At 69.8% G+C, this 25,757-nt stretch carries 28 protein-coding genes; 5 read left to right on the forward strand and 23 right to left on the reverse strand.

Annotated elements, in window-relative coordinates:
• Positions 1–242: 242 nt before the first annotated feature.
• The 6 genes from QRN44_RS05175 to QRN44_RS05200 form a co-directional block, all read right to left on the reverse strand.
• The gene (locus QRN44_RS05175; RefSeq protein ID WP_285038467.1) at positions 243–1,421 is read right to left on the reverse strand and encodes a glycoside hydrolase family 1 protein; all 1,179 of its coding nucleotides are present in this window, start codon (positions 1,419–1,421) and stop codon (positions 243–245) included.
• Between the two features lie 122 nt (positions 1,422–1,543).
• Positions 1,544–3,313, reverse strand: coding sequence for an ABC transporter ATP-binding protein (locus QRN44_RS05180; protein WP_071261828.1), 1,770 nt, complete (start codon positions 3,311–3,313; stop codon positions 1,544–1,546).
• Entirely contained in the window at positions 3,310–4,230 is a 921-nt protein-coding gene (locus QRN44_RS05185) for an ABC transporter permease (protein ID WP_064297140.1), read from the reverse strand. Before QRN44_RS05185 ends, QRN44_RS05180 begins: the two co-directional genes overlap by 4 nt.
• Entirely contained in the window at positions 4,227–5,198 is a 972-nt protein-coding gene (locus QRN44_RS05190) for an ABC transporter permease (protein ID WP_079003821.1), read from the reverse strand. Before QRN44_RS05190 ends, QRN44_RS05185 begins: the two co-directional genes overlap by 4 nt.
• 8 nt (positions 5,199–5,206) lie before the next feature.
• Complete coding sequence (locus QRN44_RS05195; protein ID WP_079001241.1) at positions 5,207–6,883, reverse strand: ABC transporter substrate-binding protein; 1,677 nt, start codon at positions 6,881–6,883, stop codon at positions 5,207–5,209.
• A 187-nt stretch (positions 6,884–7,070) separates the two neighbouring features.
• Positions 7,071–8,180 carry a LacI family DNA-binding transcriptional regulator gene (locus QRN44_RS05200; protein WP_079001239.1) on the reverse strand — a complete coding sequence of 370 codons (1,110 nt, stop codon included), beginning with the start codon at positions 8,178–8,180 and terminating at the stop codon, positions 7,071–7,073.
• A 203-nt stretch (positions 8,181–8,383) separates the two neighbouring features.
• Between QRN44_RS05200 and QRN44_RS05205 the strand changes: the two genes are divergently transcribed.
• On the forward strand, positions 8,384–9,184 hold the full coding sequence (locus QRN44_RS05205) for an isocitrate lyase/PEP mutase family protein (RefSeq protein WP_285038468.1): 801 nt from the start codon (positions 8,384–8,386) through the stop codon (positions 9,182–9,184).
• Between the two features lie 99 nt (positions 9,185–9,283).
• Here the strand turns inward: QRN44_RS05205 and QRN44_RS05210 are convergent, their stop codons facing one another.
• From QRN44_RS05210 to QRN44_RS05235, 6 genes are read right to left on the reverse strand one after another with little or no spacing between them, the layout of a single operon-like run.
• Positions 9,284–10,150 (reverse strand): prenyltransferase, encoded by an 867-nt coding sequence (locus QRN44_RS05210; protein ID WP_285038469.1) that lies wholly within the window; start codon positions 10,148–10,150, stop codon positions 9,284–9,286.
• Positions 10,147–10,527 carry a lycopene cyclase gene (locus tag QRN44_RS05215; RefSeq protein ID WP_285038470.1) on the reverse strand — a complete coding sequence of 127 codons (381 nt, stop codon included), beginning with the start codon at positions 10,525–10,527 and terminating at the stop codon, positions 10,147–10,149. The genes QRN44_RS05210 and QRN44_RS05215 overlap by 4 nt, the downstream gene beginning before the upstream one ends.
• Positions 10,524–10,877 carry a lycopene cyclase domain-containing protein gene (locus QRN44_RS05220; RefSeq protein WP_175117080.1) on the reverse strand — a complete coding sequence of 118 codons (354 nt, stop codon included), beginning with the start codon at positions 10,875–10,877 and terminating at the stop codon, positions 10,524–10,526. Before QRN44_RS05220 ends, QRN44_RS05215 begins: the two co-directional genes overlap by 4 nt.
• The gene (crtI, locus tag QRN44_RS05225; RefSeq protein ID WP_285038471.1) at positions 10,877–12,457 is read right to left on the reverse strand and encodes a phytoene desaturase family protein; all 1,581 of its coding nucleotides are present in this window, start codon (positions 12,455–12,457) and stop codon (positions 10,877–10,879) included. The genes QRN44_RS05220 and crtI overlap by 1 nt, the downstream gene beginning before the upstream one ends.
• Positions 12,454–13,422, reverse strand: a complete 969-nt coding sequence (locus QRN44_RS05230; protein ID WP_285038472.1) for a phytoene/squalene synthase family protein — start codon at positions 13,420–13,422, stop codon at positions 12,454–12,456. Before QRN44_RS05230 ends, crtI begins: the two co-directional genes overlap by 4 nt.
• Positions 13,419–14,492: a polyprenyl synthetase family protein gene (locus tag QRN44_RS05235; protein ID WP_079001229.1), complete on the reverse strand. Its 1,074-nt coding sequence runs from the start codon at positions 14,490–14,492 to the stop codon at positions 13,419–13,421. The genes QRN44_RS05230 and QRN44_RS05235 overlap by 4 nt, the downstream gene beginning before the upstream one ends.
• Positions 14,493–14,577: 85 nt before the next feature.
• Between QRN44_RS05235 and idi the strand changes: the two genes are divergently transcribed.
• Positions 14,578–15,123, forward strand: a complete 546-nt coding sequence (gene idi / locus QRN44_RS05240) for an isopentenyl-diphosphate Delta-isomerase (protein ID WP_285038473.1) — start codon at positions 14,578–14,580, stop codon at positions 15,121–15,123.
• Positions 15,124–15,183: 60 nt separating this feature from the next.
• On the opposite strand, the gene QRN44_RS05245 is transcribed toward idi, so the two are convergent.
• Together QRN44_RS05245 and QRN44_RS05250 are read right to left on the reverse strand one after the other, a co-directional pair.
• Positions 15,184–15,621, reverse strand: coding sequence for a YdeI/OmpD-associated family protein (locus QRN44_RS05245; RefSeq protein ID WP_071261816.1), 438 nt, complete (start codon positions 15,619–15,621; stop codon positions 15,184–15,186).
• Entirely contained in the window at positions 15,618–16,568 is a 951-nt protein-coding gene (locus QRN44_RS05250) for an EamA family transporter (RefSeq protein WP_285038474.1), read from the reverse strand. The genes QRN44_RS05245 and QRN44_RS05250 overlap by 4 nt, the downstream gene beginning before the upstream one ends.
• A gap of 45 nt (positions 16,569–16,613) precedes the next feature.
• On the opposite strand from QRN44_RS05250, the gene QRN44_RS05255 reads away from it, so the two are divergent.
• Positions 16,614–17,099: a MarR family winged helix-turn-helix transcriptional regulator gene (locus tag QRN44_RS05255; RefSeq protein WP_285038475.1), complete on the forward strand. Its 486-nt coding sequence runs from the start codon at positions 16,614–16,616 to the stop codon at positions 17,097–17,099.
• A gap of 24 nt (positions 17,100–17,123) precedes the next feature.
• Here QRN44_RS05255 and QRN44_RS05260 read toward each other — a convergent pair whose 3' ends face one another.
• A complete protein-coding gene (locus QRN44_RS05260; RefSeq protein WP_064297128.1) occupies positions 17,124–17,651 on the reverse strand; it encodes a hypothetical protein in 528 nt (175 codons plus the stop codon).
• Between the two features lie 63 nt (positions 17,652–17,714).
• On the reverse strand, positions 17,715–18,305 hold the full coding sequence (gene dcd / locus QRN44_RS05265; protein ID WP_056009122.1) for a dCTP deaminase: 591 nt from the start codon (positions 18,303–18,305) through the stop codon (positions 17,715–17,717).
• 137 nt (positions 18,306–18,442) lie between these two features.
• Between dcd and QRN44_RS05270 the strand changes: the two genes are divergently transcribed.
• The gene (locus QRN44_RS05270) at positions 18,443–19,192 is read left to right on the forward strand and encodes a type 1 glutamine amidotransferase (protein ID WP_071261812.1); all 750 of its coding nucleotides are present in this window, start codon (positions 18,443–18,445) and stop codon (positions 19,190–19,192) included.
• A 76-nt stretch (positions 19,193–19,268) separates the two neighbouring features.
• On the opposite strand, the gene QRN44_RS05275 is transcribed toward QRN44_RS05270, so the two are convergent.
• The 5 genes from QRN44_RS05275 to hxlB all read right to left on the reverse strand — a co-directional run bounded on the left by QRN44_RS05275 (position 19,269) and on the right by hxlB (position 23,178).
• Positions 19,269–19,433 (reverse strand): hypothetical protein, encoded by a 165-nt coding sequence (locus tag QRN44_RS05275; RefSeq protein ID WP_162852292.1) that lies wholly within the window; start codon positions 19,431–19,433, stop codon positions 19,269–19,271.
• Positions 19,434–19,785: 352 nt separating this feature from the next.
• Positions 19,786–19,962: a hypothetical protein gene (locus QRN44_RS05280; protein WP_157583609.1), complete on the reverse strand. Its 177-nt coding sequence runs from the start codon at positions 19,960–19,962 to the stop codon at positions 19,786–19,788.
• Between the two features lie 104 nt (positions 19,963–20,066).
• Entirely contained in the window at positions 20,067–21,602 is a 1,536-nt protein-coding gene (locus tag QRN44_RS05285; RefSeq protein ID WP_285038476.1) for a carboxylesterase/lipase family protein, read from the reverse strand.
• Positions 21,603–21,870: 268 nt separating this feature from the next.
• Positions 21,871–22,497 (reverse strand): 3-hexulose-6-phosphate synthase, encoded by a 627-nt coding sequence (hxlA, locus tag QRN44_RS05290; RefSeq protein ID WP_285038477.1) that lies wholly within the window; start codon positions 22,495–22,497, stop codon positions 21,871–21,873.
• Positions 22,498–22,566: 69 nt separating this feature from the next.
• The gene (gene hxlB, locus QRN44_RS05295) at positions 22,567–23,178 is read right to left on the reverse strand and encodes a 6-phospho-3-hexuloisomerase (RefSeq protein WP_285038478.1); all 612 of its coding nucleotides are present in this window, start codon (positions 23,176–23,178) and stop codon (positions 22,567–22,569) included.
• 101 nt (positions 23,179–23,279) lie between these two features.
• Here hxlB and QRN44_RS05300 point away from each other — a divergent pair, with 101 nt between their 5' ends.
• Complete coding sequence (locus tag QRN44_RS05300; protein WP_285038479.1) at positions 23,280–24,572, forward strand: LuxR C-terminal-related transcriptional regulator; 1,293 nt, start codon at positions 23,280–23,282, stop codon at positions 24,570–24,572.
• Positions 24,573–24,595: 23 nt separating this feature from the next.
• On the opposite strand, the gene QRN44_RS05305 is transcribed toward QRN44_RS05300, so the two are convergent.
• Together QRN44_RS05305 and QRN44_RS05310 are read right to left on the reverse strand one after the other, a co-directional pair.
• Positions 24,596–25,009: a phage holin family protein gene (locus QRN44_RS05305; RefSeq protein WP_285038480.1), complete on the reverse strand. Its 414-nt coding sequence runs from the start codon at positions 25,007–25,009 to the stop codon at positions 24,596–24,598.
• A gap of 117 nt (positions 25,010–25,126) precedes the next feature.
• Positions 25,127–25,720: a short chain dehydrogenase gene (locus QRN44_RS05310; protein WP_285038481.1), complete on the reverse strand. Its 594-nt coding sequence runs from the start codon at positions 25,718–25,720 to the stop codon at positions 25,127–25,129.
• Positions 25,721–25,757: the final 37 nt, after the last annotated feature.

The following is a 25,757-nucleotide window of genomic DNA, read 5'->3' on the forward strand; positions in this document are numbered from 1 at the left end:
ACCGGACATCTCCTGAGTCGGGGACGAACGGACCACACGCGACCCCGGCGCCCCTCTCGCAGGACTCCGTCGCGTGTCGCCACCCACACCACCCCGACACACCGGACATCTCCTGAGTCGGGGACGAACGGACCACACGCGACCCCGGCGCCCCTATCTCAGGACTCCGCCGCGTGTCGCCACCCACACGAGCCCGACACACCGGACGTTTCCTGAGTTGGGGACGGCACCGGGGGCTTCAGCTACTCCGTGAGGCCGTTCGCCTTCGCGACGTTCCCGAGCCACGCGAGGCTCGGCTTCGGCGTACGCACGAAGGTCTCACGGTCGACGGCGATGAGACCGAAGGTCGGCCGGAAGCCGCTCGCCCACTCGTAGTTGTCGAGCGCGCTCCAGTGGAGGTAGCCCTCGAGCTGGATCCCGTCCTGGATGCAGGCGTGCAGCTCGCGCAGGGCGCCGTCCGTGTAGTCGATCCGACGCGTGTCGTCCGAGGTCGCGATGCCGTTCTCGGTGATCATGATCGGCACCCCGCCCGACAGCTCCCAGGCGCTCCGCACACCCTCGGCTGCAGCCGGCGGGTAGAACTCCCAACCGGTGAGCGTCGTCTCGACGCCGTCCTCGACGGGCAGCGGACCCTTCGGCCCGATGAACGTGCGCGTGTACGCCTGGACGCCGAGGAAGTCGTCACCGGCGGACTGCTCCAGGTACCAGTCGTCGCGCGGGTAGCCGTACTCGCGCAGCATCTCGTCGGAGCCCGGCTCACCGTTCGACCGGAACGCCTGCGTCGCGATGGTCCAGCCGGACTTCAGGCCGGACACCTGCGAGAGCACCTCGCGCGAACGCTTGTGGGACTCGAGGAGCGCATCGGCCACGAAGAGGTCCGGGTTGGGCAGCCCGTACGCGACGAGGTTCGCCGCGTCCTCTCCACCGGCGAGCATCGCGGCGATGTTCGGCTCGTTGATGGTGCAGACGTGTCCGACGCCCTCGCCGACGATCGGCAGGGTGAGCTCGGTGTACCGCGCGAAGAGGTCGGCGGCGTCCTTCGCCCGCCAGAACCCGTCGCGCTCGAACCAGCGCGGCACCGTGAAGTGCATGAGCGTCACGACCGGGTTGAGTCCCAGCTCGTGCGCGGTGTCGACCATGCGACGGTAGTGGTCGACCTCGGCACGCGAGACGATGCCGCGCTCGGGCTCGATCCGCGCCCACTCGATGCTGAACCGGTAGGTGTTGAGCCCGGCGTCGGCGAGCAGCTGCATGTCCTCGCGGTAACGGTGGTAGCTGTCCATCGCGTCACCCGAGGGCTCGACGATGTTCGTCCCGGCTTCGTGCTCGTGCACCCACCAGTTGCTGTTGATGTTGTTGCCCTCGATCTGGTGGGCAGCGGTGGCGGCGCCCCAGAGGAAGCCGTCGGGGAAGGTCAGCACGGGTGTTGCTCCTGTTTCATGTTGGGGTGTGGCCCTTCGACAAGCTCAGGGACCGGGCGGGTTGGGCTCAGGGACCGGGAGGGTTGGGCTCAGGGACCGGGGAGAACGCGGAAGGGTCCGCGTCAGCGCTTGGCGCGGGCCGGGTTGGGGACGGCGTCGAGCAGCTGGATCGTGTACGGATCCTGCGGGTGCTGCAGGACGTGCGCGGTCTCGCCACGTTCGACGACACGACCCTGGTTGAGGACCATGATGTTGTCGGTCACGAGTCGCGCCGACAGCAGGTCGTGCGTGATGTAGAGCATCGAGACGCCCCACTGCTCACGCAGGTCCTCGAGCAGCGCGAGCACACCGGCACGCAGCGACACGTCGAGCATCGACACGGGCTCGTCGGCGATGAGCACCTGCGGGTCGCTCGCGAGCGCCCGGGCGATCACGACGCGCTGCCGCTGTCCACCGGAGAGCTGGTGGGGCAGCTTCGCCGCGAACTGCTCGACGGGCGAGAGGCCCACCGTCTCGAGGAGTTCGAGCACGCGCTTGCGCACCGCGTCACCCTTCAGCCCGGTGAAGTTCACCACCGGACGGGTGAGGGTGTACTCGACCGTGTGCAGCGGGTTGAGCGCCGCATACGGGTCCTGGAAGATCATCTGCACGTTCTTGTGCAGGTTCCGGATGCCCTTGCGGTTCAGCTGGGCGACGTCGAGGTCGCCGAAGCGGACCGCACCGGACGTCGGCTTCTCGATGCCCGTGATGAGCTTCGCGATGGTCGACTTGCCGGAGCCCGACGCCCCGACGAGCGCGAGCGACTGACCGGGTTCGAGCGTGAACGACACGTCGTCGACGGCCGTCACCGCGGACTCACCGCGACGCGGCGGCGGGTAGACCTTCGAGACGGCGTCGACGATGACCGCCGACTCCGCCGAGCGACCGGCACGCGACGACGCCTTCCCCGACTCGGAGCTCGCGCTCGTCGCGGTCGGCACGCTCGTGGTCGTGCCGGAGACGGGAGCCGTCCCGCGGTTCGCCCGCGACGGGAAACCGGGCAGCTCGACGACCGCGGCGCGCGGGTCGGCGTAGTGGCTGAGCAGCATCCGCGTGTACGGGTCCTGCGGACGCTCGAGGATGTCGCGACTCGGGGCGTCCTCGACGATGCGGCCCTCGTGCATGACGAGCACGCGCTGCGTCGCCTCGAGCACGACGCCGAGGTCGTGGCTGATGAGGATGGCGGTGAACCCCTCGGCCTGCTGCAGCTCGGTGATCGTGTCCATGATCGCGTGCTGCACGAGGACGTCGAGCGCGGTGGTCGGCTCGTCGAACACCATGAGGCGGGGCTCGAGCGACAGGGCCAGCGCGATGGACACGCGCTGGCGCATACCGCCGGACAGCTCACCGGGGAAGCGGGCGAGCACCTGCGGCGTCAGCCCGACCTTGCCGACCAGCTCGGCCATCCGGGCGTCCCAGCGGTCGCGGGAGACGTGCCCGTGCGCCTTGAAGATGTCGACGAAGTGGTTGCGGATCGTGCGGACCGGGTTGAGCGCGTTCATGCCCGACTGCAGCACCATGGCGAACCCGCCCTGCCGCTGCTCACGGAGCGCCTCGTCGCCGAGCTCGCGGATGTCCTTGCCGCCGAAGAGGATCTGCCCGCCGTTGATGCGGGCCGGCGGCTTCTGCAAGCGGGTGGCCGCGAAGCCGAGCGTCGACTTCCCGGAGCCGGACTCGCCGACGAGCCCGATGAACTCACCGGCGCCGACGGAGAACGACACGTGGTCGACCGCCTGGACCGGCGCGGCGCCGACGGACTCGTAGACGACGGACAGGTCGCGGACCTCGAGGAGCGCTCCGGTCCCGGCTGCCGGCGCGGATGCGCTCTCGGCCTGGAGGTTGACGGCGTTCATCGTGACTTCCCTTCACGGAGGCGCGGGTTGCTGATCGCGTCGACACCGAAGTTGATGAGGGTGAGGCTCATCGCGAGGAGCGCGATGCAGAGACCGGGGGCGAAGAGGAGGATCCACTGACCGGTGAGCAGGGCGTTGGAGTTCTGCGCCCAGTAGAGGATGGTGCCCCAGCTGACGATCGACGAGTCGCCGAGGCCGAGGAACTCGAGGCCGGCCTCCGCGAGGATCGCACTCGTCGCGGCACCGAAGAAGCCACCGGCGATGAGGGACGTCATGTTCGGCAGGATCTCGTTGAACACGATGCGGAACGGTCGGTCGCCGGAGAATCGGGCCGCGGTCACGAAGTCACGCGAACGCAGCGACTGCGTCTGGCTGCGGAGCACGCGGGCACCCCACGCCCACCCGGTGATCACGATGACCGCGACGATCATCACGAGCCCACCGTTCTGGAGGTACGCGGCGATGACGATCATGAGCGGCAGGCCGGGCACCACGAGGAACAGGTTGACGATGAAGTTCACGACCTCGGCGCCGAAGCCCTTGATGTAGCCCCAACTGAGGCCGATCAGCACGGCGACGATCGTCGACAGGATGCCGGCGATGAAACCGACCGTGACGCTGATCTGCGAACCGTAGATGAGCTGGCTGAGGACGTCCTCGCCCGCCGCCGTCGTCCCGAACCAGTGCTCGGGGCTCGAGTCGGCGTTCCGGGGGAACCCGTCCTGGCTCGCGCCGTAGGGTGCGAGCACCGGGGCGAAGATCGCGACGAGGATGAAGAACGCGAGGATGATGAGTCCGAGGCGGGACTTCCAGTTGGCCCAGAGCGTCGCCGCCGATCGACCGATGAAGGCGAACTTCCGCGGCGGACGCACGGCCTGGTCGGACTGCAGTGTCTTGACGTGCTGTGTGGTGGTCATCGGCGGGTCCTTGGGTCGAGTACGCCGTACAGGATGTCGACGAGGAAGTTGGCGACGAGCACGCTCACCGTGATGAGCAGGAAGAGCGCCTGCATGAGCGGGTAGTCCTGTCCGATCACCGCGTTGAACAGGAGGAAGCCGATGCCCGGGTAGCCGAAGACCTGCTCCACGAGGATCGAGCCGCCGACCACACCGCCGAGCGCGAGCCCGAAGCCGGTGAGGTTCGGGAGGATCGCGTTGCGGGCCGCGTACTTGATGGCGACCGTGCGACCACGGAGGCCGTTGGCCTCGGCGAAGGTCACGTAGTCGTCACCGAGGGTGTTGATCATCGCGTTGCGCATGCCGATGATCCAGCCTCCGAGGCTCGTCACGAGGATCGTCAGCGCCGGCAGCACCGCGTGGTACGCGACGTCGACGATGAAGTCCCAGGTGAAGGCGGGCGTCGCCGTCGGCCCGAAGGCACCCGAGGTCGGGAACCAGTGGAGGACGTAGCCGGCGAAGAACAGCAGGAGCAGCGCGGTCCAGAAGTACGGGAACGTGCTGGCGAAGGTGCCGCTCAGCGTCGGCAGCGCGTCGAGCCAGGTGTTCCGCCGCCAGGCCGCGAGTACGCCGATGAGCGTGCCGAGGATGAAGGCGACGATCGTCACGATCCCGAGCAGGATGATCGTGTACGGGAACGCCTGCCAGATGAGCTCGCCGACCGACTGCGGGAAGAAGGTGTACGACACCCCGAAGTCGAGCGTGACGACCTGGTGGAGGTACGTGACGTACTGCTCCCAGAGGTTACCGCCGGGGACACCGAGTTGGGCCTCGATCGCCGCACGCGTGGCCGCGGAGACCGGACCGTTCTGGGCGAGCTTCGCGATCGCGGCGTCCGTCGGTGAGCCGGGCATGAGCCGCGGCAGGAGGAAGTTCAGCGTGACCGCCGCCCACAGGGTGAGGACGAAGAGGCCGAGTTTGCGCACCATGTACACGGTCACTCACCGTCCTTCCGGAGCTTGAGGTGCGTGAACACGAGGAGCGGGGTCTGGTCGTAGGTCTGGAGCGGTGCGTACGGATTGTCCGCATCGGGCCAGCCGGTGAACTTCTTGTCGTTGTAGAGACCCCAGAGTCCGCCGTAGTACATGCCGATGACCGGGAAGTCGCTGTAGACGATCTGCTGCATCTGGTGACTCAGCCCGAGGCGAGTGGCCTCGTCGGTCGTCTCCTTGTACTGGGCGAGCAGCTGGTCCATCTGCGGGTTGCGGTAGCGACCGAAGTTGCTGGACGTCGTCTCGCCGATGGGCTTCGCGAACTCGCTGTTGAAGCTGTTGTTGAAGCCCTGGAACATGATGCCGTTGCCCATTCCGCCCATCGCGACCTGGAAGTCACCGCTCTGGATGGCCTGCTGGTACCCCGGCGGCTGCGGCTGCTTGATCTGCACGTCGATGCCGAGGGCGCCGAGCTCCTTGCGCACCTCCTGGACCGCGCGGAGCCAGTCCGCGTAGCCGTTGGCGGTCGTGATCGAGAAGCTGAACTGCTTGCCCGCCGCGTCGACGAGCTTGCCACCCTGCTGGGTGTACCCGGCGGCCGCGAAGGCCTCGAGGGCGCCGGCGGTGTCCTGCGTGATCATGCCCTGGTTCGGCAGGGTCGGGTCGAGTTCGTCCTCCTGGTTGGGGAGCATGAGGCTCGACTGGCCGGCGGCACCGAGGTAGCCCTCGGTCGCCGCATCGGCGATCTTGTCGCGGTCGAGCGCCAGGGCGATGCCGCGACGGACGTCCACGTTGTCGAAGGGGGCGACGTCCATGTTGGGCACGAGCCCGATCACGCCTCCCGGCGGGAACCAGAACTTGTTGTGGTCGTTGGCCGCAACCCAGGTGCCTTCGACGTTCGACAGGAACGAGTACGCCCAGTCGAAGCCCTTCGTGACGATGTCGAGTTCACCGGTGGCCGCGGGGATCACGAGGTGGTTGACCTCGATCTTGTCGGCCTGCCAGTAGGTCTCGTTCTTGTCCATCGTGTACTGCTGCGAGGTGTAGTTGCCGAGGACGTACGGACCGGTGCCGACCGGGTTCGGGTTCCGCCAGGTGTCGGGGCTCTTGACGTCCTTCCAGATGTGCTCCGGGACGATGAGCGTCTGCGAGACGATGTCGGCCGCGGGGGCGTCGTCGTCGAGCAGGTGCATGATGACGTGCTGACCCTTCACCTCGATCGTGTCGATGTGCTGCCAGGCACCCTTCTGATCGAGCGTCGGGTACTGCTTGATGAGGTCGAAGGTGAACTTGACGTCCTCAGGGGTGAAGGCCTCACCGTCGGACCAGGTGGCGCCGTCGCGGATCGTGTAATCGATCGTGCGGGCGTCCGGGAGGTCGACCTTCTCGGCGAGCCACGGCGTCTCCTTGCCGTCGAGCACGTTGATGATCACGAGCGGCTCGTAGATGTAGCTCGAGGCCGAGCGCTTGTTCACGAGGTAGGGGTTGAAGTTCCGCTCGAGCATCGGGGTGCCCTTGTCGGAGGCCAGCAGCATCGTGTCGGCGGGGATCGAGGGATCCGGCTCGCTCTTGATCTGGATGCTGCAGCCGGAGACGAGCAAGGCCGCCGCGGCGATCATCGCCGCTGCTCCGAGTCGTCTGCGCCTGCGGACCTTGGTCCGCTCGTGCGTCGTGTGCGTCATCGCCACCGTCCTTGCTGAAGTCTGTACCGGTTGAGTGTAAGCGCATACATTGTCCGACGCAACCCGTGTCGGACATCCGCTCCTGTTCACAATTCAGGAGAGCCTCGGCGTGGCGGCCTCGCGGCGGACGGACGCGTCGCGGCACGCCGCGGTCTTCCTGAATGGTGAACGCGAGGGGAGGCGATGATCAGGACGTGATTGACTCGGAGCTCTCGCGGAGGACGACCTCCACGGGGAGTCGGACGGACATCGCAGGCAGCTTCGGTTCGGCGAGGCGACGGGCGAGCGCCTGCACGGAGACCCGGCCGAGCGTCTCCATCGGCTGCCGGACCGTCGTGAGCCGCGGAGCGGACAGGCGGCCGGCGTCGATGCCGTCGAAGCCGGTGACGATGAGCTCGTCCGGGACCGCGACCCCGGCGATCCTGGCCGCGTCGATCACGCCGAGCGCCATCTGGTCGTTGGCGCACACGACGGCCCGCGGCAGACCGTCTCGTCGGAACAGCTCCCGACCGACCCGTCGCCCACCCTCCCGCGTGAAGTCGCCGCGGAGGGTCGGCTCCTCCGGCGCCTCGAGCGACCGATCCGCGAGAGCCGCGCGGAACCCGCTCCAGCGCTCGGCATCATCGGGCGAGCCGAGGCTCCCGGCCACGTATTCGAGCTCTCGGGCACCGAGGTCGTCGATGAGGTGCGCGGTGAGCGTGCGCATCCCCTCGGCGTTGCTCACGGAGACGTGGTCGAGGTCGTCGCCGCGCCGGGGCCCCGCCATCACGACGATCGGGACGTGCCGCGACAGGCGCGCGAGCTCCTCCTCGCTGGCGCTCCCGGCCAGCACCATGAGGCCGTCCACCCGACCCGCCATGTCGCGCACGGTCTGCGTCGCCGTGGACCCGCGTCCGACGCCGACGAGCAGCGCGAACCCGCTCCGCCAGGACTCCAGCTCGCAGCCGCGCAGCACCTCGTCGAAGTAGAGGTTGAGCGTCCGTGTGTCGGTCCGCTCCGGGATGTCGCGGACGATGCGCGCTCCCCCGGCCGCCGCCTCGTCGCCCTCGAGGGCGATGTCCCCGAGGTCGTCCATCGCGTCGAGCCCCTGGAAGAACAGGCCGATGACACCGGTGCGGCGCGCGGCGAGCCCTCGTGCAGCTCCACTCGGGACGTACCCGAGTTCACCGACCGAGGCGAGCACGCGGTCTCGGGTGGCCGGTTTCACGTCGTCGGGGCGGCTGAGCACCCGCGAGACCGTGGCGATGGAGACGCCGGCGTGGTGCGCGACGTCGTAGACCGTCGGCGGTTTCGTCATGGGAGCGCCTTCCTTCGGCCACCAATGATACGCACGGCATCCTGCCCGCCCGGTTCACCGGCGGCGTGGGATGACGCGTGGAGCGCCCGCGTCTTGCGTCACGGGAGGCCCACAGCAGCCGGCAACCGCATCGAACCCGAACGTTCCCTGAATTCTCGACGCTTGTCGGCTGGGCGGCCGACGTCCGCTGGCAGACTGCGGACATGACTGATCAGCATGCCAAAGCCGTCCTCCTCAACTCCCTCCACGAGCCGGGTACCCCGCTCATCGTCACCAACGTCTGGGACGCCATCACCGCGAAGGTCGTCTCCGAGGCCCCCGGCGTCGTCGCCCTCGCCTCGGCGAGCCACTCGGTGTCGAACGTCCGTGGGCTCGAAGACGGCGGTGGCCTCGACGTCGACGAGGCGATCGCCGCCGCGAAGATCATCGTGGGCGCCGTCGACCTGCCCGTGACGATCGACTTCGAGAAGGGCTACGCGTCCGACGCGGCCGGTGTTCGCGAGAACGTCCGCCGCCTCATCGTCGAGTCGGGTGCGGTCGGCATCAACCTCGAGGACTCCGTCGGTGCCGCGAAGGCCCCGCAGTTCCCGATCGAGGAGGCCGCGGCCCGCGTCGCCGCCGCTCGCGCCGGAGCCGAGGACGCCGGCATCCCGCTCGTCATCAACGCCCGGGTCGACACCCTCGCCGGTGACCCTGAGGCGTGGGACGAGGCCGTCGCTCGCGCCAACGCCTACCTCGAGGCCGGTGCGGACGTCGTCTTCTTCCTCGGACTCGGTACGGAGGAACTCGTCGCCAAGGCCATCGAGCAGGTGCACGGACGCATCTCCGTCATCGGCTACCCCGGCGCGGTCCCACTCAAGCGCCTGGCCGAACTCGGCGTCTCACGCGTCAGCTTCGGCCCCGGCACCCTCGGCCTGACGCTCGCCGCCCTCCAGCGTGCGGCGACCGGCCTCACCGAGCTCGGCGAGTACCCCGAGGACCTCGGCTTCTCCTTCGAGCTCTGATCCTCGACTGACGACCCGTTCTCAGGAGAACCCGGGCGTGGCGCGGTGCAACGCCTGCGGCGCGCCCGGGGACTCCTGAGACAGGGTCGCGGTTTCCGGTCAGGACGTCAGGAACCAGTACCAGATGATGAGCATCGTGACGAGGAAGCCCGTCAGGAAGTTGAGGCGGAGGAACCGTTTCCAGCCCGCGTTGGCCCGCTCGGCGTCCTCCTCGCGGAGGTTCCAGAACGGCAGCACACTCGCGGCGTAGGGCAGCGCGAGCAGGCCCGCCAACGGGATGGGCCACGGCGTCACGAGCATCAGTGCTCCACCGGCCAGGTAGGCGACGAAGGCGAACCGGACGGTCGCAGCCGCACCGATGACCGTCGCGATCGAACCGATCCCGCCCTCCCGGTCGGCGATGATGTCCTGCACCGCACCGAAGGCGTGGCTGGCGATCCCCCAGAGGAAGTAGCCGACGAGCAGCGCCCAGAGCGCGGGCGTGAAGACCGCACCGGCGAGGACGAGGCCGTAGACCGCCGGGCTCACGAAGTGCGTGCTCGAGGTGAGCGAATCGATGAACGGCCGCTCCTTGAACCGCAGGCCGGGTGCGCTGTACGCGATGAGCGCGAACACGCTGATCGCGAGGACGAGCCACGACAGCGGCGACCCGATGACGACGAGGTAGACGAGGAACGGGACGTTCGTCACGATCGCCGCGAAGATCGTCAACCGGTGCATCCGACGATCCAGGACCGCGCCCTCGACGCCGCCCTTGCGCGGGTTCCGCAGGTCCGACTCGTAGTCGAAGACGTCGTTGATGCCGTACATCGCGAGGTTGTACGGGATGAGGAAGTACAGCGTCCCGAGCCAGAAGGTGAGGTCGAGCTCGCGCGTGGTCAGCACATACGCCGCTGCGAACGGGTAGGCGGTGTTGATCCACGACAGCGGTCGGGAGGACAGCACGAGCTGGCCGAGTCGGTTCATGCCGGGTCCTCCTGGGACGGGGATGGGGAGACGGGAGCAGGGATTCGGCGCTCGAGGAGCACCCAGAGGGACGGGAGCAGGACGGCCGCGGCGATGGCGTAGGCGAAGTCCTCGAGGGGCGCGATGCCGACGAAGGCGCCGGAGATGAGTGCCGGGTCGTAGCCGACGAGCCCGATGCCGATCATGACGTTGTCGAACAGCGCGGTCATCAGCAGGAGGACGACGAGCCCACCGCCCACCGCGAGCAGCCAGGTGCCCGCCGTCAGGCCGGCGGACCGCGATCCGTTCGCACGGCGTCGATCGAGCCGCACGACCGCGAGCAGGGCGACGACCGCCACGACGGCGAGGAACCATGCGTTGAGGGCCCAGTAGGTCATCGTCCGCTCACCTCGGCGGCGCCGGTCGTCCGGCGGGCCACCCGGCCGAGCGTGTGTCGCGCCGCACCGAACAGGTTCATCGTGAGGTAGCAGAGCAGCGTCAGGAAGAAGACCTCTTCGATCGGCAGCTCGGGCGCGACCTGGAGCCCGGTCATGAACGCGGTCTCACCACGGAAGAAGATGCCGGCACCGATGCCGAGCAGGTCCCACACGAGGAAGAACACGACGCCGATCGGCAGGATGATCGCGGCCCGCCGCCGATCGGCCCAGAAGAACAGCCGGAACCGCCGGTCGAGCATGATCATCCCGGTGATCGAGACGAGCAGCGCCAGCAGGTACAGCAGACCCATCAGCCGGTCGCCTCGGCGCGCGCGAGCAACGGCTCCGCCATCGGTCCGGTGGTGAGGTCGCCGCGCATGCGCTTCACGACGAGCTCCGCGCTGATGAGGCACATCGGCAGGCCGATGCCCGGGATGGTGGAGCCACCGGTGTAGAACAGGCCGTCGACCTTCTTGCTGACGTTGCCGCTCCGGAACATCGCGCTCTGCGAGAGGATGTGCGCCGGCCCGAGGGCGGTGCCCTTCCAGACGTTGAGGTCGGTCGCGAAATCGGCCGGTCCGACGTCGCGACGCACCACGATGCGCCCGGCGAGGTCGGGGACGCCGGCCCACTCGGCGATCTGCGCGATGGCGGCGTCGCCGATCTCCGCGACCCGGGCGTCTCCACCGCCACCGATGGACGGGTCGGCCGGGACCGGGACCAGGATGAACAGGTTCTCGTGGCCGTCGGGTGCGACGCCCGCATCGGTCGCGCTCGGACGGCAGACGTAGAGCGACGCGGGGTCGGGCACGCTCGTCTCCTCGCCGAAGATGCGGCCGAAGTTGTCGCGCCAGTCGGCCGTGAAGAACAGGCTGTGGTGCAGGAGCTCCGGGAGCTCCCCGCGGACGCCGAGCATCACGAGGACGGCTCCGGGACCGGCGGTGCGCTTCTCCCAGTACTCGGCCGGGTAGGTCTGGAGCTCGCGGGGCAGCAGCGTCGTCTCGGTGTGGTGCAGGTCGGCGGCGGACACGACCCGGTCGGCGCGGAGCAGCTGCCGACGACCGTCGGCGTCGAGGTAGTTGACGCCGTCGACCCTGGCGCGGCGGCCGGCGGGAATCGTGGTGATGCCGGTGACCTCGGCGCCCGTGATGATCTCCACACCCTCGGCGCGGGCGAGCTCGGCGATCGTGTCGATGATCCGCGAGAAGCCGCCTTGCGGGTAGAGCACGCCGTCCTCGAGGTCGAGGTAGCTCATGAGGTGGTACATACTCGGCGCCTCGAAGGGCGATGAGCCGAGGAACACGGCCGGGTAGCCGAGGATCTGCTGCAACCGGACGTCGGAGACGGTGCGCGCGGCCAGGGTGTCGAGGTCCTCCGTGAGGAGCTTCGCGAGCTTCGGCATCCGGGCGAGGACCTCACGGCTCGCGAGCGTCCGGTACGACTCGAACGTCGTGTACAGGAAGCTCCGGATGGCGATCTCGTACGTCTCCTTCGCGCTGCGGAGGTACTCGTCCATCTTCGCGCCGGCACCGGGCTCGACCGACTCGAACAGGGCGAGGTTGCCGGCCCGGTCGGCGGCGAGGTCGAGGTGCCCGTCGCGGCCCTCCGAGTAGACGCGGTAGGCCGGGTCGAGTCGCCCGAGGTCGAGCTGCTCGGCCGCGGAGGTGCCGAGGAGCCGGTAGAAGTGGTCGAAGACCTCCGGCATGAGGTACCAGCTCGGGCCGGTGTCGAAGGTGAAGCCGTCCTGCTCCCAGGTGCCGGCGCGGCCGCCGAGCACCTCGCGTCGTTCGAGCAGCGTGACCCGCTGGCCGTCGCGGGCGAGGAGGGCTGCGGTGGCGAGACCGCTGATGCCGCCGCCGATGACGACGGTGCGGTTGTGGGAGGGGGTCATGACTGCGAGCTCTCGTCGATCGTCGGGATGGAGGCGGTGGTGCCGGTCGTGGCTGGTGTGCGACCGGCGAGCGCGCCGGCGGCGATGCGGAGCTTGACCGGGTCGGGCACCCGGACACGCGTGCGGACGAGCTCCGAGGCCGGCGTGGTCCGGATGCGTCGGGCGAGTTCCGAGAAGAGTTCCTGGGCGAGGGCGACCGCGCGACGGCTCGACCTCGGCAGCCGCCCGAGGACGGCTGCCGAACGGTCGAGATCGGCTTCGATGTCGTCGAGCAGGCTGTGCTTCTGCGCCTCGGTGAGCTCGTCGACGGCGACACCCGGGAAGTAGCTGCGGCCGAGCTCGTCGTGGTCGGCCGAGAGGTCGCGCAGGAAGTTGACCTTCTGGAAGGCGGCACCGAGACTCCTGGCGCCGACGACGAACGCGGCGCGCTGGGCGTCGTCGACGTCGTGACCGCGCAGGAAGATCCGCAGGCACATGAGCCCGACGACCTCGGCGGAGCCGTACACGTAGTCGCGGAACGTCTCCGGGGTGTGGACGGTGCGCGAGAGGTCCGCGCGCATGGACGCGAAGAACGGACGGGTGAGGTCGGTCTCGATGCCCGCGGACCGCGCCGAGATGGCGAAGGCATGGACGACGAGGTTGCTGCTGTACCCCGCCTCCATGGCATCCTCGGTGTCCTGCTCGAGGGCGTCGAGCATGCGGAGGACCCGCTCGGGGCCGAGCCCGGCCGCCGCGGCCACGCCGTCGACGATCTCGTCGGCGATGCGGACGAGCGCGTACACGTTCTCGACGTCCTGGCGGATGTCGCCACCCAGGAGCCTGGCCGCCAGGCCGAAGGACGTGGAGTACCGACGGATGACGATGCTGGCGGTCTCCTGCGCGACCCGGTCGTAGAGCTGTCGTGCGTCGTCGACCGCCGAGGCGTCGTCGGCGGGTCGCACGGTCCCGTCCCCTGCTGCCGTCATCGCGACCGCTCGAGCACGGTGGCGACGATGGGGCGGAGCTCGTCGCGGAGCTGCGCCGGGATACTCGGCGAGGCGAGCTGTTCCCAGGCGCGGTTGGCGTAGTCACCGGCCAGCAGGGTCGCGTGCTGGCGGGCGCCCGTCGTCGTGAGGACGTCGCGCAGGACGGCGGCACCCTCCTCGTCGAGGTCCGGGTCGCCGAAGAGGTGCTCGACGGCGTGCCACTCGGGCTGCTCCGCCGCGAACGCGACCATGACCGTCAGCTTGCCCTCGCGGAGGTCGCCGATCGTCGTCTTGCCGGTCGTCTTCGAGTCGCCGAAGACGCCGAGGACGTCGTCGATGATCTGGTAGGCGATGCCGATCTGCTGTCCGAAGGCCCCGAGCGCGTCGATCGTGGCCTCCGGAGCACCGGCCAGGACGCCACCCGACTGCAGTGGCGCCTCGAACGAGTAGTAGGCGGTCTTCAGGCGCTCCATGCGGATGATGTCGTCGACCGTCGGGACGACGCCACCGACCGTGAAGTCGACGTCGGCGAGCTCACCGGCTGCCGAAGCGGAGATGGCGTCGTCGAGGATCTCGCGTAGGCGGGTGCGGACCGAGTCGGCGCTCCCGGCGCGGTCGATCAGACGGTAGGACGCGGACAGGGCGAGGTCGCCCGCGATCACGGCGACGGACATGCCGCGGTGCTCGGCGAGCGGCAGCGGGATGCCCGCGGTCTGCGCGATGTCGCGGTAGCTGCCGGAGACGTTGGGGCTGCCGCGCCGGACGAAGTCGCGGTCGATCACGTCGTCGTGGACGATCAGCGCGGTGTGCAGGAGTTCGTAGGCGGCGGCGACGTGGGCGGCCGCAACGATGTCCTCGCCACCCAGCGCCTCGTACGCCGTCATGACCATCCGGGGACGGAACCGCTTGCCGCCGGCCATGCTGCGCTCGATGGTCTCCCAGAGCCGCAGGTAGCCGGCGCCGCCGAACGACACCGCCTGCGTCTTCGCCAGTTCGAGGAAACGCTCGAGGGCATCCTCGACCTGATGCTGTTGTCGATAGGGCACGTCGACGACGTGGTGGGTCTCCATATCACGAGGCTACTTCACGGAGCGGTGAGATTAGTACGCTAGCTGTCCATTCGCGTTCGCCCCGATCGTCGGGGAGAATGGACGTATGTCGGTACCCGAAGAACTCGTCGTCCTGCTCGCCGAGGACGGCACCCGCATCGGCACCACGCCGAAGGCGACCGTCCACACGCTGGAGACGCCACTCCACCTCGCGTTCTCCTGCCACGTCATCGGGCCCGACGGACGCATCCTCGTGACCCGGCGCGCGCTCTCGAAGCTCACGTGGCCGGGCGTCTGGACGAACTCGTTCTGCGGACACCCCGGCCCGGACGAGGACGGCGTGGACGCTGTGCTGCGTCGGGCGAGTGCCGAACTGGGCCTGCCGATCTCCGCGCCGGAACTGGTGCTGCCCGACTTCCGGTATCGCGCCGTCGATGCCTCGGGCGTGGTCGAGTACGAGATATGCCCGGTCTACGTCGCCTACACGGACGCGACGCCCGAGCCGAACCCCGACGAGGTCATGGAGTGGGCCTGGGCCGAGCCCGAATCGCTCTTGGCGTCCGTCGAGCAGGCACCCTTCGCGTTCAGCCCGTGGCTGACGCTCCAGCTGCCGCTCGTCGTGCCGCTGCTCGCGGAGTCCACGGCCCGCTGAGGCGCCCGGATCTGCACGGATCGTCCCGGTCTTCGAGCAGATTCAGGCGACTGAGCGAGGTCAGGCGCCGCGGAGTGCGTCGACGGCCGCGGCGATCCGCTTGTCGCGCGTCGCATCCGTCTTCGCCAGCGCGACCGGCTCGGCCAGCGCGCGCTGGCGGCTGAACGACAGGGCTCCGTAGGCGGCGAGCGCCTGCTCGTCTCCCGCGAGCGCCGTCTCGAGCTCGGGCGGCAACGGGAACACGCGCGGTGCCTCGTCGAGCTCGAGGTCCACCTCGACCTCGTCCCCTCCCGCGACCCCGGCAGCGGCGCGGTTGGCGGCGCTCAGCGCGATCAGATACCGGCCGCCCATCGGCGTGATGGTGCTGCGGTAGGTGGTCGCACCGACGGTGACGACGACGGGCACGCGCTTGCCACGATCCAGGCCCTCGACGACGGCGTCGGGGACGAGGATGCCGGTGTTGTTGCCCTGGAGTTCGATGACGGTGCGGAATCTCATGCGCTCAGTATGGCCCGGGGCCGTCTCGCGGTGAAGACCAGGATGAGGGAGCCGGCGACGACCCCGATCCCGAGCACTTGTCCGAGGCTCAGTGCCTCGCCGAGGACCACGAGGCCTGCCAGAACAGCGACGACGGGACTCAGGAGACCGAGGAACGACACCGACGACACGGGGAGCGCGGCGATGCCACGGAACCACAGGGTGTAGGCGAGGGCTGTGCCCACGAGGGAGAGGTAGGCGTACCCGCCGATCGCAGCTGCGTCCGGGGCGGCCGATGGGAGCCCCTCGACGACGAGCAGCACCGGCGCGAGCACGATGCCGCCGGCGACGAGCTGCCAGGCGGTCGATGCGAGGCCGGAGACCGGTGCGCCGCTGCCGGCGTTCGGGTCGAGGTCCGGGCTCGTGCGCCGGCGCGTGCCGATCCGGCGACCGACCTCCGGTCTCCCCCACCGCTTGCTCAGCACCGATCCGAGCGACATCGATGCAGCACCGGCGAGTGCGGCGACGACGCCGACCGCGTCGAGGCGGGCGTCGGCCTGCAGCACGATCAGCGCGACGCCGGCCACTCCGGCGAATCCCGCGACGACCCGGCGCACGGTCAACGTCTCCCCCACCAGCAGGCTCGCGAGCACGGCGACGAGCACCGGGCCGATCGCCCCCATGGTCGCGGCGACCCCGCCGGGCAGTCGGTAGGCGGCGAGGAAGAGGAACGCGAAGAAGGCACCGATGTTGAGCGTGCCGAGCACGAGCGATCGCCACCACCAGCCACCGACCGGGAGGGTTCGTGTGATCGCGAGGAGCAGGAGTCCGGCGGGCAACGCCCGGAGCACGGCTGCCAGCAGCGGTCGTCCGGGCGGGAGCAGTTCGCTCGTGACGAGGTAGGTCGTCCCCCAGCTGATCGGGGCGATGGCGGTGACGGCGGCGATGCGGAGTTGATTGCTAAGCACTGAGCAATAATAGCTCAGCGCTAAGCAAATCGCTATGCTGGCCGGATGAGCACGCGCGTCGACGACATCCTGGGCCAGTGGCGGACCGAGCGACCCGATCTCGACGTCGCGCCCATGGCCGTCATCGGACGCCTGTCACGGGCCGCGACGGCGGTGGACGCACGGCTGTCCACGACCTTCGCCGAGCACGGGCTCGACAGCGCGTCGTTCGACGTGCTCGCGACCCTCCTCCGCTCGGGCTCACCGCACGAACTCGCGCCGAAGGACCTCGCCCACTGGTCGATGGTGACGTCGAGTGCGATCGCCCAGCGCGTGAACAAGCTCGTCGAGCGCGGTCTCGTGACGCGCCGTCCGAGCGAGCAGGACGGGCGCGGCACGGTCGTCGCCCTCACCCCGGCCGGCAAGCGCCTCGTCGAAGCGGCCCTGCCCGATCACCTCGCCGCCGAGGAGCGCATCCTCGACGGCTTCTCCACGGCCGAGCGCGAGCAGCTGGCGTCGTTCCTGGAGCGCCTGGCGCGCACCGACACCTGAGTGTCGCGGTGGAGACGGAGCCACTCAGGCGATGCGGCGACCCTCGTTGTGCTCCTGCAGCCACCAGGTCGCGCCCTCGTCGTCGGACACCCAGCTCTCCCAGGTGTACGAGTCCTCGGTGATGCCGCTGAAGTTCCACCGGATGAGCTTGTCGTCGTTCCGCGTGCCGTCCTGGCGGATGCCGTCGGAGCGGTGCGGCGTCGCGACGAGCTGGCAGAACTCGCCGCGCCGTGGCTCGACGTAGTTCACGCGCCAGGCGCCCATCAACCGGTCGTACACGCGGAGAGCCGTGCTGACCGTCTCCCAGCCAGACGGTTCGGCGTCGTTCGCGACGAGCTGGACGTCCTGCACGGCACGCCCCTCGAGAATGTACGACACGATCCAGCGGAAGTCGGACTCGACCCACTCGCCGCTCTCGTCGTCGAGGCGCTTCGAGTGGACGTCCCAGGACCCGACGAACTGGCCGAACCGGACCATGCGACGCGGGTAGAGCGGCGTCGGCCCGTCGGCGGTGATCGCGCGGGCGAAGTCGGGTCGCTCTGACGTGCTCATGGCGGGGCCTTTCTGCTGGTCCACCTGCTCGCCCGTCGTCGGGACGCCCGCCTCAGTCCTGCGTCAGCGCTGCGTCTCGCCGACGTCGGTCCGGTGGAAGTTCTGGAAGGAACGGGAGGCGGTGGGTCCGCGCTGTCCCTGATACCTGGAACTGTACTCGCTCGACCCGTACGGGCGCTCGGCCGGTGACGTGAGCCGGAAGAAGCACATCTGACCGATCTTCATCCCCGGCCAGAGCTTGATCGGCAGCGTCGCGACGTTGCTGAGCTCGAGGGTGACATGGCCTGTGAAGCCCGGGTCGATGAAGCCGGCGGTCGAGTGCGTGAGGAGACCGAGACGACCGAGCGAACTCTTGCCCTCGAGGCGTGCGGCGACGTCGTCCGGGAGGGACACCCGCTCGTACGTGGACCCCAGGACGAACTCGCCGGGGTGCAGGATGAACGGCTCGTTCGGCAGCGTCTCGATGAGGCGCGTCAGCTCCGGCTGATCCTCCGCGGGATCGATGAAGGGGTACTTGTGGTTGTCGAAGAGGCGGAAGAAGCGATCGAGGCGCACGTCGATGGACGACGGCTGGATCATCTCCGGCGAGTAGGGGTCGAGCGCGATGCGGGAGGCGTCGAGTTCGGCTTTGATGTCACGGTCCGAGAGCAGCACGGTGACAGTGTATCGGCCGGGAGCCTGAAGCCTCGGGCCGGTGGCGGCGCCCGGATTCGCTACGATGCTCCCACGGTGACGACCTCCGCGACCCGGCGGAGACCGGTCGCGCCGCCCCAGCGACCTGGAGGCCTCCGATGACCAGACCGCACGTCCTCATCCTGCAGCACGTCCCCTGGGAGCGACCGGCGGTGCTCGGCGAGGTGCTGACGGCATCGGGGATCGATTGGACGCTGGACACGGTCGTCGAGCGCCGTGAGCTGCCGCCGGCGCGCGAGATCACCGGGTTCGACGGGCTCGTCCTCCTCGGTGGCCCGATGGGCGCGCTCGACGTGGAGGAGCACCCGGGTCTCGGGCTCGAAGCGCAGCTCGTGCGCGATGCGGCGGTACTCGGCATCCCGGTGTTCGGGATCTGCCTCGGGCACCAGCTCATCGCGACGGCCCTCGGCGCCACCCTCCACTCGGCGGCGGCGCATGAAGTGGGTGTCGGCGACGTCGAACTCCTGACCGAGAGCGAACTCGGCATGCGCGGAGAGCGGCTACCGGTGCTGCACTGGCATGGCGACGTCGTCGAGGCGCCGCATGGGGCGACGGTCCTCGCGTCGTCACCGTCGACGCCGAACCAGGCGTTCCGGATCGAGGACCGGGTCTTCGCGACGCAGTTCCACCTCGAGGTCGACCCGCCGATGCTCGACCGATGGCTCGCGGAACCGCTCATGCTCCGCGACCTGCCGTTCATCGCCGGGACCGCGGAGGAGGCGGCCGACCGGCTGCGGTCCGAGGTCGCCGCCGTGGCAGGGCCGATGCGCGAAGCCGGCGAGCGGTTGTTCGGGGCCTTCGCCGATGCGGTGCTCCGACGGACGAGCGTCGATCCGTCATTGCGGTAGGGCTCGGATCCCGCCCGGACACAGCGAAGCGGCCGGCCCCCGGAGGGACCGACCGCTTCGTGGACTCGAATTCGAGTTAGAGCGCCTTACGACCCGTAATCGTCCTGATCAGGAACGCGATGATCGCGATCGCGAGCAGCACGAGGCCGACCCACAGCAGGAAGTTGAGGGACTGGACGAACCCACCGGTGATGGCGAGAACGATGGCAACGACGATGACGATGATGAGCAGGATGTTCATGGTGAAGCTCCTTTCGCAGAACTCCGTCCACCGTATGGGGGCACGACCATTCCGTCGCGGGGGTTGACATCGTCCGAAGTCGTTCCGCTACGCGCGCGGAGCGCCCCCGCGTTGCACACCTCCGCCTTCCACCGTGTCGGTGTGTGCCAGCGCGGTGCGCTGACGCGAGCGCGGACCGCACGCGTGAGCGCGGGTCTCCGGAGGGTCGCGCTCACGCGCATGGACCGCGCTCAGGCCTGATCCCGGGTGTTCGGACGAGCGCACCGCGCTGACACCGGTTCACCACAGCTCGGTCGACAGCACCGCGCTGACCAGGGATTCCCGAGCCGAAGACCGTCCCGGGCGAGCCGCGCTAGAGGAGGCCCGGCTGGTCGGCGGGGTCACCGTCACCGGGCTCGGAGCCCGGCTCGTCGACCGTCGGTGCCGCCATCGGATCGTCGCTCTCGGGAGCGTTGTCGGGCAGCGATCGGGAGATCGCCTCCTGCGCGTCGCCGATCGGGTCGTCCATCTCGTCTCGTGGGTCGCTCATGCTGATTCCTTTCCTCGTGTCCCGACGGTAACGCGGGACGCCTCACAGCCACACCCCCTGGCAGAACGGTCCGATTCGTCCTACGAGCCGGGTGCCCGGGTCCGTCAGGACGGTGTCGATGCCGTCGTCGATGCCGCTTCCGCGAGTCGCTTCGCCGCTGCGAGGACGCGCGCACTCGCGAACGGTTCGACCGTCGGTGCCCCGGCCGCGTCGAACACCTCGATCCCGGAGGCGTCGCGGTCGGACCTCGACCAGCCCGGTGACCCGTCTCGGACGAACGCCACGACGGCACCGTGGACCCGATCAGCCAGCTCCTGCGGCGCGTGCGGGCCCGCCACCCGGGTGACGTCCGGGTCGTCGAGCACGTCGAAGATGAACGGGACGTCGAGGCAGTGCTCCGCTATCCCGCTCACCGCCGAGCGCCACACGAAGTCGGAGACCCAGGTCTCGGCGTCGTCCCGCAGCGCCAGCCAGCGGATGACGCGCTCCCGGAACATGACGTCGCTCACGAAGCGACCCGCGACGAGTCCCGTGCGTTCGCCGGGCTGGGTCGCGACGTACGCCTCGGCGAGCGGCTCCGGCACACCCATGAGCTCGAGGGCACGCGTCGGCGTCACGGCGTCGAACTCGTCGAGCCGACCGGTGAAGAACCCGGCGAACTCCTCTCGGGTCGCGCTGACGAGCAACGGCTTGTCCGCACCTCGTCCCGCGATCATGCCGGCTTCGACGGTGTCGACGACCAGCTCGCCGTCGACCACCGGCCCGAGCCCGAGGCGGCCGTTCATCGTCGTCATCCCTCGGAGCACGGACTCCGGATCGGTCGCCCCACCGGGGACGACCTCGAAGCCCTGGGCCTCGATCAGCGACGCCTCCGGGACGCTCGCGAAGCCGGCCAGGGTCGCGGGCACCCCGAGGTGCTCGGCGAGTCGCGCGGTCAGGGCCTGCGCCTCGACGAGCGGGACATCACCGGGGACTCCGGACACCGAGATCGCCCGCTCGAACAGGTGCCTGGCTGACGGGACCGTGAGCAGGGTCATGACGGACCCGCCGCCGGCGGACTGGCCGGCGATCGTGACGCGCTGCGGGTCGCCGCCGAACGCCGCGATGTTGTCGCGCACCCACTCGAGCGCGAGGATCCAGTCGAGCACACCGCGGTTGGCGGGGGCGTCGGGCAGCCAGCCGAAGCCGTCGAAGCCGAGGCGGTAGGACACCGAGACCGTGACGACGCCGTCGCGGTTGAAGGCCCGGCCGTCGTACCAGGGGCTCGCGGGCGACCCGGCGATGAAGCCGCCGCCGTGGATCCACACGAGGACGGGCAGGCCGGCGCCCTCGTCGGTCGGAGTCGGGTCGGGTGTGAAGACGTTGACGTTGAGCGTCGAGTCGCCGGGGATCGACGGTTCCGGGATCGTCGTGATCTCGGCCATGGCCTTCCGCTGCGGTGTCGCACCGTAAGCGGTCGCGTCGAGGACACCGTGCCAAGGCGCCTTGGGCTCCGGGGCCTGGAACCGTCTCGCTCCGATCGGCGGCTCGGCGAACGGGATGCCGAGGAAGGCGACCGACCCGTCGGCGCGGCGCGCGCCGCGAACCGCTCCCGAGGTCGTCTGTGCGATGGGTTGCTCTGGGCTGGAATCGGTCGTCATCGGCGGATCCTCCGGGTACTCGGCCGCGCGCTCATCCGACGAGCGTCGCGTGGTGATCCGCCTAGTATGCCGCGTCGCACCCGAATCCCGTCCGATGTTCGGACTTCACCCGGCCGACCCACCCGAGACGCCAGCGCGGTGCGCTGACCCGAGCGCGCCCCGGAGCCGTGAGCGCGGGTCTCTGGAGACCCGCGCTCACGTCCGATGCACCGCGCTCACGTCAGCGCACAGCGCTGGCCAACCCGACGTGCGGGGTTGGCGGAGGGGGTTAGGCGACGATTGCCGCGCGGAGCGCTGCCGCGGACGCCGCCGGGTCGTTGGCCGAGTAGATCGCACCACCGGCGACCGCGACCTGCGCGCCCGCCTGCTGCACCGACGCGATCGTCGACACGTTCACGCCACCGGCGACCGAGAACGGCACCGCGGCCGCTTCACCGTCGGACAGGAGCGTCTGGAAGGTGAAGCCCTCCTCCGCCTGCTCGTCGAGACCGGCGTGCATCTCGACGAACGCGGCGCCGAGAGCAGTGACCTCCTTGGCGCGCTGCACCTTGTCGGCGACCCCGATGAGGTCGACGACGACGGACTTGCCGTGCGCCTTCGCGGCCTTCACGGCGCCGACGATCGTGCTGTCACCGGCGGTCCCGAGGACGGTGACGATGTCCGCACCGGCCGAGAAGGCGATGTCGGCTTCGAGCTCACCGGCGTCCATGGTCTTGAGGTCGGCGAACACGATCTTGTCGGGGTGGGCGTCCTTGACCGCGGTGACGGCACGCAGGCCCTCGCTCTTGATGAGGGGTGTGCCGAGCTCGAGGATGTCGACGTAGGGCGCGACCTTCCCGGCGAGTTCGAGGGCTGCCTCGGTGGTGAGGACGTCCATGGCTACCTGGAGCTTCATGTGGTGCTGCTTTCTGTCGTGATGGGAGGCGTCCGACGTCTGCCGGGCGCGTTGAAAGGGATCGGGTGACTACTCGAGATTCGCGTGGCGCGGCCACAACTGCTCAGCGCTGACGCCCGCTGACCGCCAGAGCGCATGGAAGAACGCGTCGCCGAGCAGCATGACCGCCTGCTCGAAGAGGCTGCCCGAGTACTGCACGGAACGCGTGCCGCCGTGGTCGGTCTTCTGCGCGGCGGGGACGACGATCGTCTCGGCGGCCAGCTCGGCGAGCGGAGACGCGGTGTCGGTCGTGATGGCGATCACCTGGGCCCCGACGGAGACGGCCGTTTCCGCGGCGCGGACCACACCCGTCGTCGTGCCGGAGCCGCTGGCGACGAGGATGACGTCACCCGCGACGATGGCGGGGGTGGTCGTCTCGCCGACGACGTGGACGGTGAGCCCGAGGTGCATGAGCCGCATCGCGGTCATCCGGAGCGCGAGACCGGAACGCCCGGCACCGGACACGAACACGCGGTCCGCCGTTCGCAGGCGGTCGAGTGCACCGGCGAACGACGCCGGATCGGCCTCCAGCAGGCTCGACACGGTGCGATGCAGCTCGGCGTCGATCGCGGCGAGCGCCCCTTGGACTGTCGAGGTCGCAGGCGTCACCGACGTGGATGGAGGGACGGTGGGGTTCGACATCCCTCCATCCTGGGCGTGATCGGGTAGGTGCACCGCTGCTCACCCGAACGGTTCGACCTACCCGAACGGGTGGGTGTGGACCGATGGGATAGGGTGCGGACATGACCGAACATGCTGTCACCTACCCGGTCGAGCTGCTCGACGGCCTGGCCTCCGTCGCATCCAGCTCGCTGCTGCGCATCGCCGGTGCGTTCCGGGAGGTCCTCGAGCCGGTCGTCGCCCATTCCGCGCTCGTGATCTTCACCGAGGACTGCACCGGCCGCCCCCGGAAGAAGGCCGGCGACCCCGCGATCGTCGAGGGCGTCACGATCGCCGAGCTCGACGCGGTCCGACAGCGCACGCCGCGCGGCCCGGCCACCGCTGTGACCGCCGATGCCGACCCACACGCCGACCGGCCGACGTCGGCCGTGATCGCAGGCGCGGAACGTCCGATCGCCGCGTGGCTGGCCGACACCGGTGCCCTCCTCGTCCTGACCGACCCACAGGGGCCGATCGACGACCGGCTCATCGGCGCCCTGTGGGAGGTCGTCGCGGCCGGTATCCGGCAGCAGGTCGCGACGGCGGCCCCCGACTACCTCCGTGACTCGCGGGCGGCGTCGAGCGAGCGGGCCGGCGCCATCGCGGAACTCACCGACGCCCATGCGACGACACTGGAGTCGATCCTCGCCGTCACCCGGTCACGGCAGACGTCGGCGGAGGACGCCCGAACGGCGGTGACCGAGATCGCCTCGGCCGCGATGGTCGAGCTGCGGGCGGTGTCCGACCGCGACCGCCAGCTGGCCGAGGAACCGGTCGCGCGCGCCTTCGCCAGACTCCGCGAGGATCTCCGTCCGCTGGCCCGCTTCGGCGGTCCCGAGGTCCAGTTCATCGAGCCGCCCGTCGACGGTCGGGCACTCCCCGGTGAAGTGGCGCACGCCGGCCGGGCGATCGTCCGCGGCACGGTCCTCGCGCTCGTCGAGCAGTCCTCGGTCGGGCGGGTCCGGGTGCAGTGGGACTGCGACGGCAGCAACCTGCTCATCGGCATCCGCGACGACGGCCCCGGCGAGTTGACCGTCGACACCCCGAGTGTGCAGCAGCTCGGCGCTCGCGTCGCCGCACTCCGCGGCAGTCTCGATGTCCAGGCGACGCCCGGGTGGGGCTCGGAACTGCACGTGACGCTTCCGCTCGACCCACCGCCCGCAGCCCAGACACGTTCCGACTCGGCGGCCGCCGCGTTGACCGACCGCGAATGGAGCGTCGCCGAGCTGGCCGCCGGAGGAGCACGGAACCGGGCGATCGCCGAGACCCTCACCATCAGCGAGAACACCGTGAAGTTCCACATCGCGAACGCCCTGCGGAAGCTCGGCGTGGCGAGCCGCGTCGAGCTGGCAGCCGCCTTGGCCGCCGGCCGCTGATCCCCTCCGGGCTCCGTCGCCGCCTACCCCTTCGTGCGCTTGCCGCCTCGATCGCGATCCCGGTCGCCGAACCGTCGCGTGATGAGCGCCCAGCCGAGGATCCAGCTCCCGAGCGCCGTGACCAGCCACACCACCAGCGGAGCGAGCACCCAGGCGAGGACACCGCGGATGTGGAGGCCACCGGGGAGGATCGACGCGACGAACAACGACACGAGCGTCGTCACGAGTCCGATGCCGCCGAGGATCGCTGAGGCGTAGCGCCGTGCGAGGCGCAGGATGAAGGGCCCGAGGACGCCCTGCGCGATCGTGAAGACGACGACGGCGATGACGAAGCCGCCGAGCGACAGGCGGACGCCGGGTACGACCCAGTCGGCGACGAGCAGCCCTATGGCCGAGGACAGCAGGCTGACGGCGATGCTCAGCAGGAAGCGGGTCATGTGCCGACCCTAGCGCTGGGTGTCGGCCGCGTCGAGAGCGCGACTGAGGGGAGGCGGATCGTCGCTCAGCACGCGGCTGGACGACGACATGCCTCCCCTCGGGAGTGCCGGGACGGCTCAGTCGACCGCGAGCACCCGACCGGTGCCGACACCCTCGACCGCGCGCACGAAGGCGAGGCCGACCACGTCGGACGCGACGGGCGGGAAGCCGGGGAACGCGTCGTGGTACCCGGTCGCCTCGGCCAGCACGGTCGGGCTCACCGCGTTGATGCGGATGCCGCGCGGGAGTTCTGGGGCGGCACCGATCACGAAGGACTCGACCGCTCCGTTGGCCATCGAGGCCGCCGCACCGGTCGCGATCGGCTCGCGGGCGAGGATGCCGGTCGTGAGCGTGAAGGAGCCGCCGTCGCGGACGAACGGCGTCCCGATCCGCACGACGTCGAGCTGGCTGAGCACCTTGCCGAGGAAGGCCGCGCGGTAGTCGTCGCGCGTCAGCTCCCCCACGGGCTTGAACGGGACCGAGCCGACGGCGACGATCACCGCGTCGACCTCGCCCACCTCGGCGAACAGCGCCTCGATCGACGCCTCGTCGGTGGTGTCGACGGCAGGCGCCGTCGAGCGGGACACCGCGGTCACCTCGTGACGTTCCGCGAGGGCGTCCTGCGCCGCTCGTCCGACATGTCCACTGGCTCCGATCAACAGGATTCTCATGCGGGCGACGCTAGCACCGGCGTCGGACGCAGGCTCC

It is taken from the genome of Plantibacter sp. lyk4-40-MEA-4, from assembly GCF_030209415.1.
GTDB lineage: Bacteria > Actinomycetota > Actinomycetes > Actinomycetales > Microbacteriaceae > Plantibacter > Plantibacter flavus_A.

What these genes read in the sequence shown, in the direction of transcription:
- QRN44_RS05245 (WP_071261816.1), bottom strand. Translation starts at nt 15,621, where the DNA reads ATGAGATTCCGCACCGTCATCGAACTCCAGGGCAACAACACCGGCATC.
- crtI (WP_285038471.1), bottom strand. Translation starts at nt 12,457, where the DNA reads ATGACCCCCTCCCACAACCGCACCGTCGTCATCGGCGGCGGCATCAGC.
- QRN44_RS05255 (WP_285038475.1), top strand. Translation starts at nt 16,614, where the DNA reads ATGAGCACGCGCGTCGACGACATCCTGGGCCAGTGGCGGACCGAGCGA.
- hxlB (WP_285038478.1), bottom strand. Translation starts at nt 23,178, where the DNA reads ATGTCGAACCCCACCGTCCCTCCATCCACGTCGGTGACGCCTGCGACC.
- QRN44_RS05190 (WP_079003821.1), bottom strand. Translation starts at nt 5,198, where the DNA reads ATGGTGCGCAAACTCGGCCTCTTCGTCCTCACCCTGTGGGCGGCGGTC.
- QRN44_RS05270 (WP_071261812.1), top strand. Translation starts at nt 18,443, where the DNA reads ATGACCAGACCGCACGTCCTCATCCTGCAGCACGTCCCCTGGGAGCGA.
- QRN44_RS05235 (WP_079001229.1), bottom strand. Translation starts at nt 14,492, where the DNA reads ATGGAGACCCACCACGTCGTCGACGTGCCCTATCGACAACAGCATCAG.
- QRN44_RS05180 (WP_071261828.1), bottom strand. Translation starts at nt 3,313, where the DNA reads ATGAACGCCGTCAACCTCCAGGCCGAGAGCGCATCCGCGCCGGCAGCC.
- QRN44_RS05200 (WP_079001239.1), bottom strand. Translation starts at nt 8,180, where the DNA reads ATGACGAAACCGCCGACGGTCTACGACGTCGCGCACCACGCCGGCGTC.
- QRN44_RS05215 (WP_285038470.1), bottom strand. Translation starts at nt 10,527, where the DNA reads ATGACCTACTGGGCCCTCAACGCATGGTTCCTCGCCGTCGTGGCGGTC.
- QRN44_RS05280 (WP_157583609.1), bottom strand. Translation starts at nt 19,962, where the DNA reads ATGAGCGACCCACGAGACGAGATGGACGACCCGATCGGCGACGCGCAG.
- QRN44_RS05230 (WP_285038472.1), bottom strand. Translation starts at nt 13,422, where the DNA reads ATGACGGCAGCAGGGGACGGGACCGTGCGACCCGCCGACGACGCCTCG.
- QRN44_RS05305 (WP_285038480.1), bottom strand. Translation starts at nt 25,009, where the DNA reads ATGACCCGCTTCCTGCTGAGCATCGCCGTCAGCCTGCTGTCCTCGGCC.
- QRN44_RS05205 (WP_285038468.1), top strand. Translation starts at nt 8,384, where the DNA reads ATGACTGATCAGCATGCCAAAGCCGTCCTCCTCAACTCCCTCCACGAG.
- hxlA (WP_285038477.1), bottom strand. Translation starts at nt 22,497, where the DNA reads ATGAAGCTCCAGGTAGCCATGGACGTCCTCACCACCGAGGCAGCCCTC.
- QRN44_RS05220 (WP_175117080.1), bottom strand. Translation starts at nt 10,877, where the DNA reads ATGGGTCTGCTGTACCTGCTGGCGCTGCTCGTCTCGATCACCGGGATG.
- idi (WP_285038473.1), top strand. Translation starts at nt 14,578, where the DNA reads ATGTCGGTACCCGAAGAACTCGTCGTCCTGCTCGCCGAGGACGGCACC.
- QRN44_RS05260 (WP_064297128.1), bottom strand. Translation starts at nt 17,651, where the DNA reads ATGAGCACGTCAGAGCGACCCGACTTCGCCCGCGCGATCACCGCCGAC.
- QRN44_RS05310 (WP_285038481.1), bottom strand. Translation starts at nt 25,720, where the DNA reads ATGAGAATCCTGTTGATCGGAGCCAGTGGACATGTCGGACGAGCGGCG.
- QRN44_RS05210 (WP_285038469.1), bottom strand. Translation starts at nt 10,150, where the DNA reads ATGAACCGACTCGGCCAGCTCGTGCTGTCCTCCCGACCGCTGTCGTGG.
- QRN44_RS05275 (WP_162852292.1), bottom strand. Translation starts at nt 19,433, where the DNA reads ATGAACATCCTGCTCATCATCGTCATCGTCGTTGCCATCGTTCTCGCC.
- QRN44_RS05285 (WP_285038476.1), bottom strand. Translation starts at nt 21,602, where the DNA reads ATGACGACCGATTCCAGCCCAGAGCAACCCATCGCACAGACGACCTCG.
- QRN44_RS05300 (WP_285038479.1), top strand. Translation starts at nt 23,280, where the DNA reads ATGACCGAACATGCTGTCACCTACCCGGTCGAGCTGCTCGACGGCCTG.
- QRN44_RS05185 (WP_064297140.1), bottom strand. Translation starts at nt 4,230, where the DNA reads ATGACCACCACACAGCACGTCAAGACACTGCAGTCCGACCAGGCCGTG.
- QRN44_RS05195 (WP_079001241.1), bottom strand. Translation starts at nt 6,883, where the DNA reads ATGACGCACACGACGCACGAGCGGACCAAGGTCCGCAGGCGCAGACGA.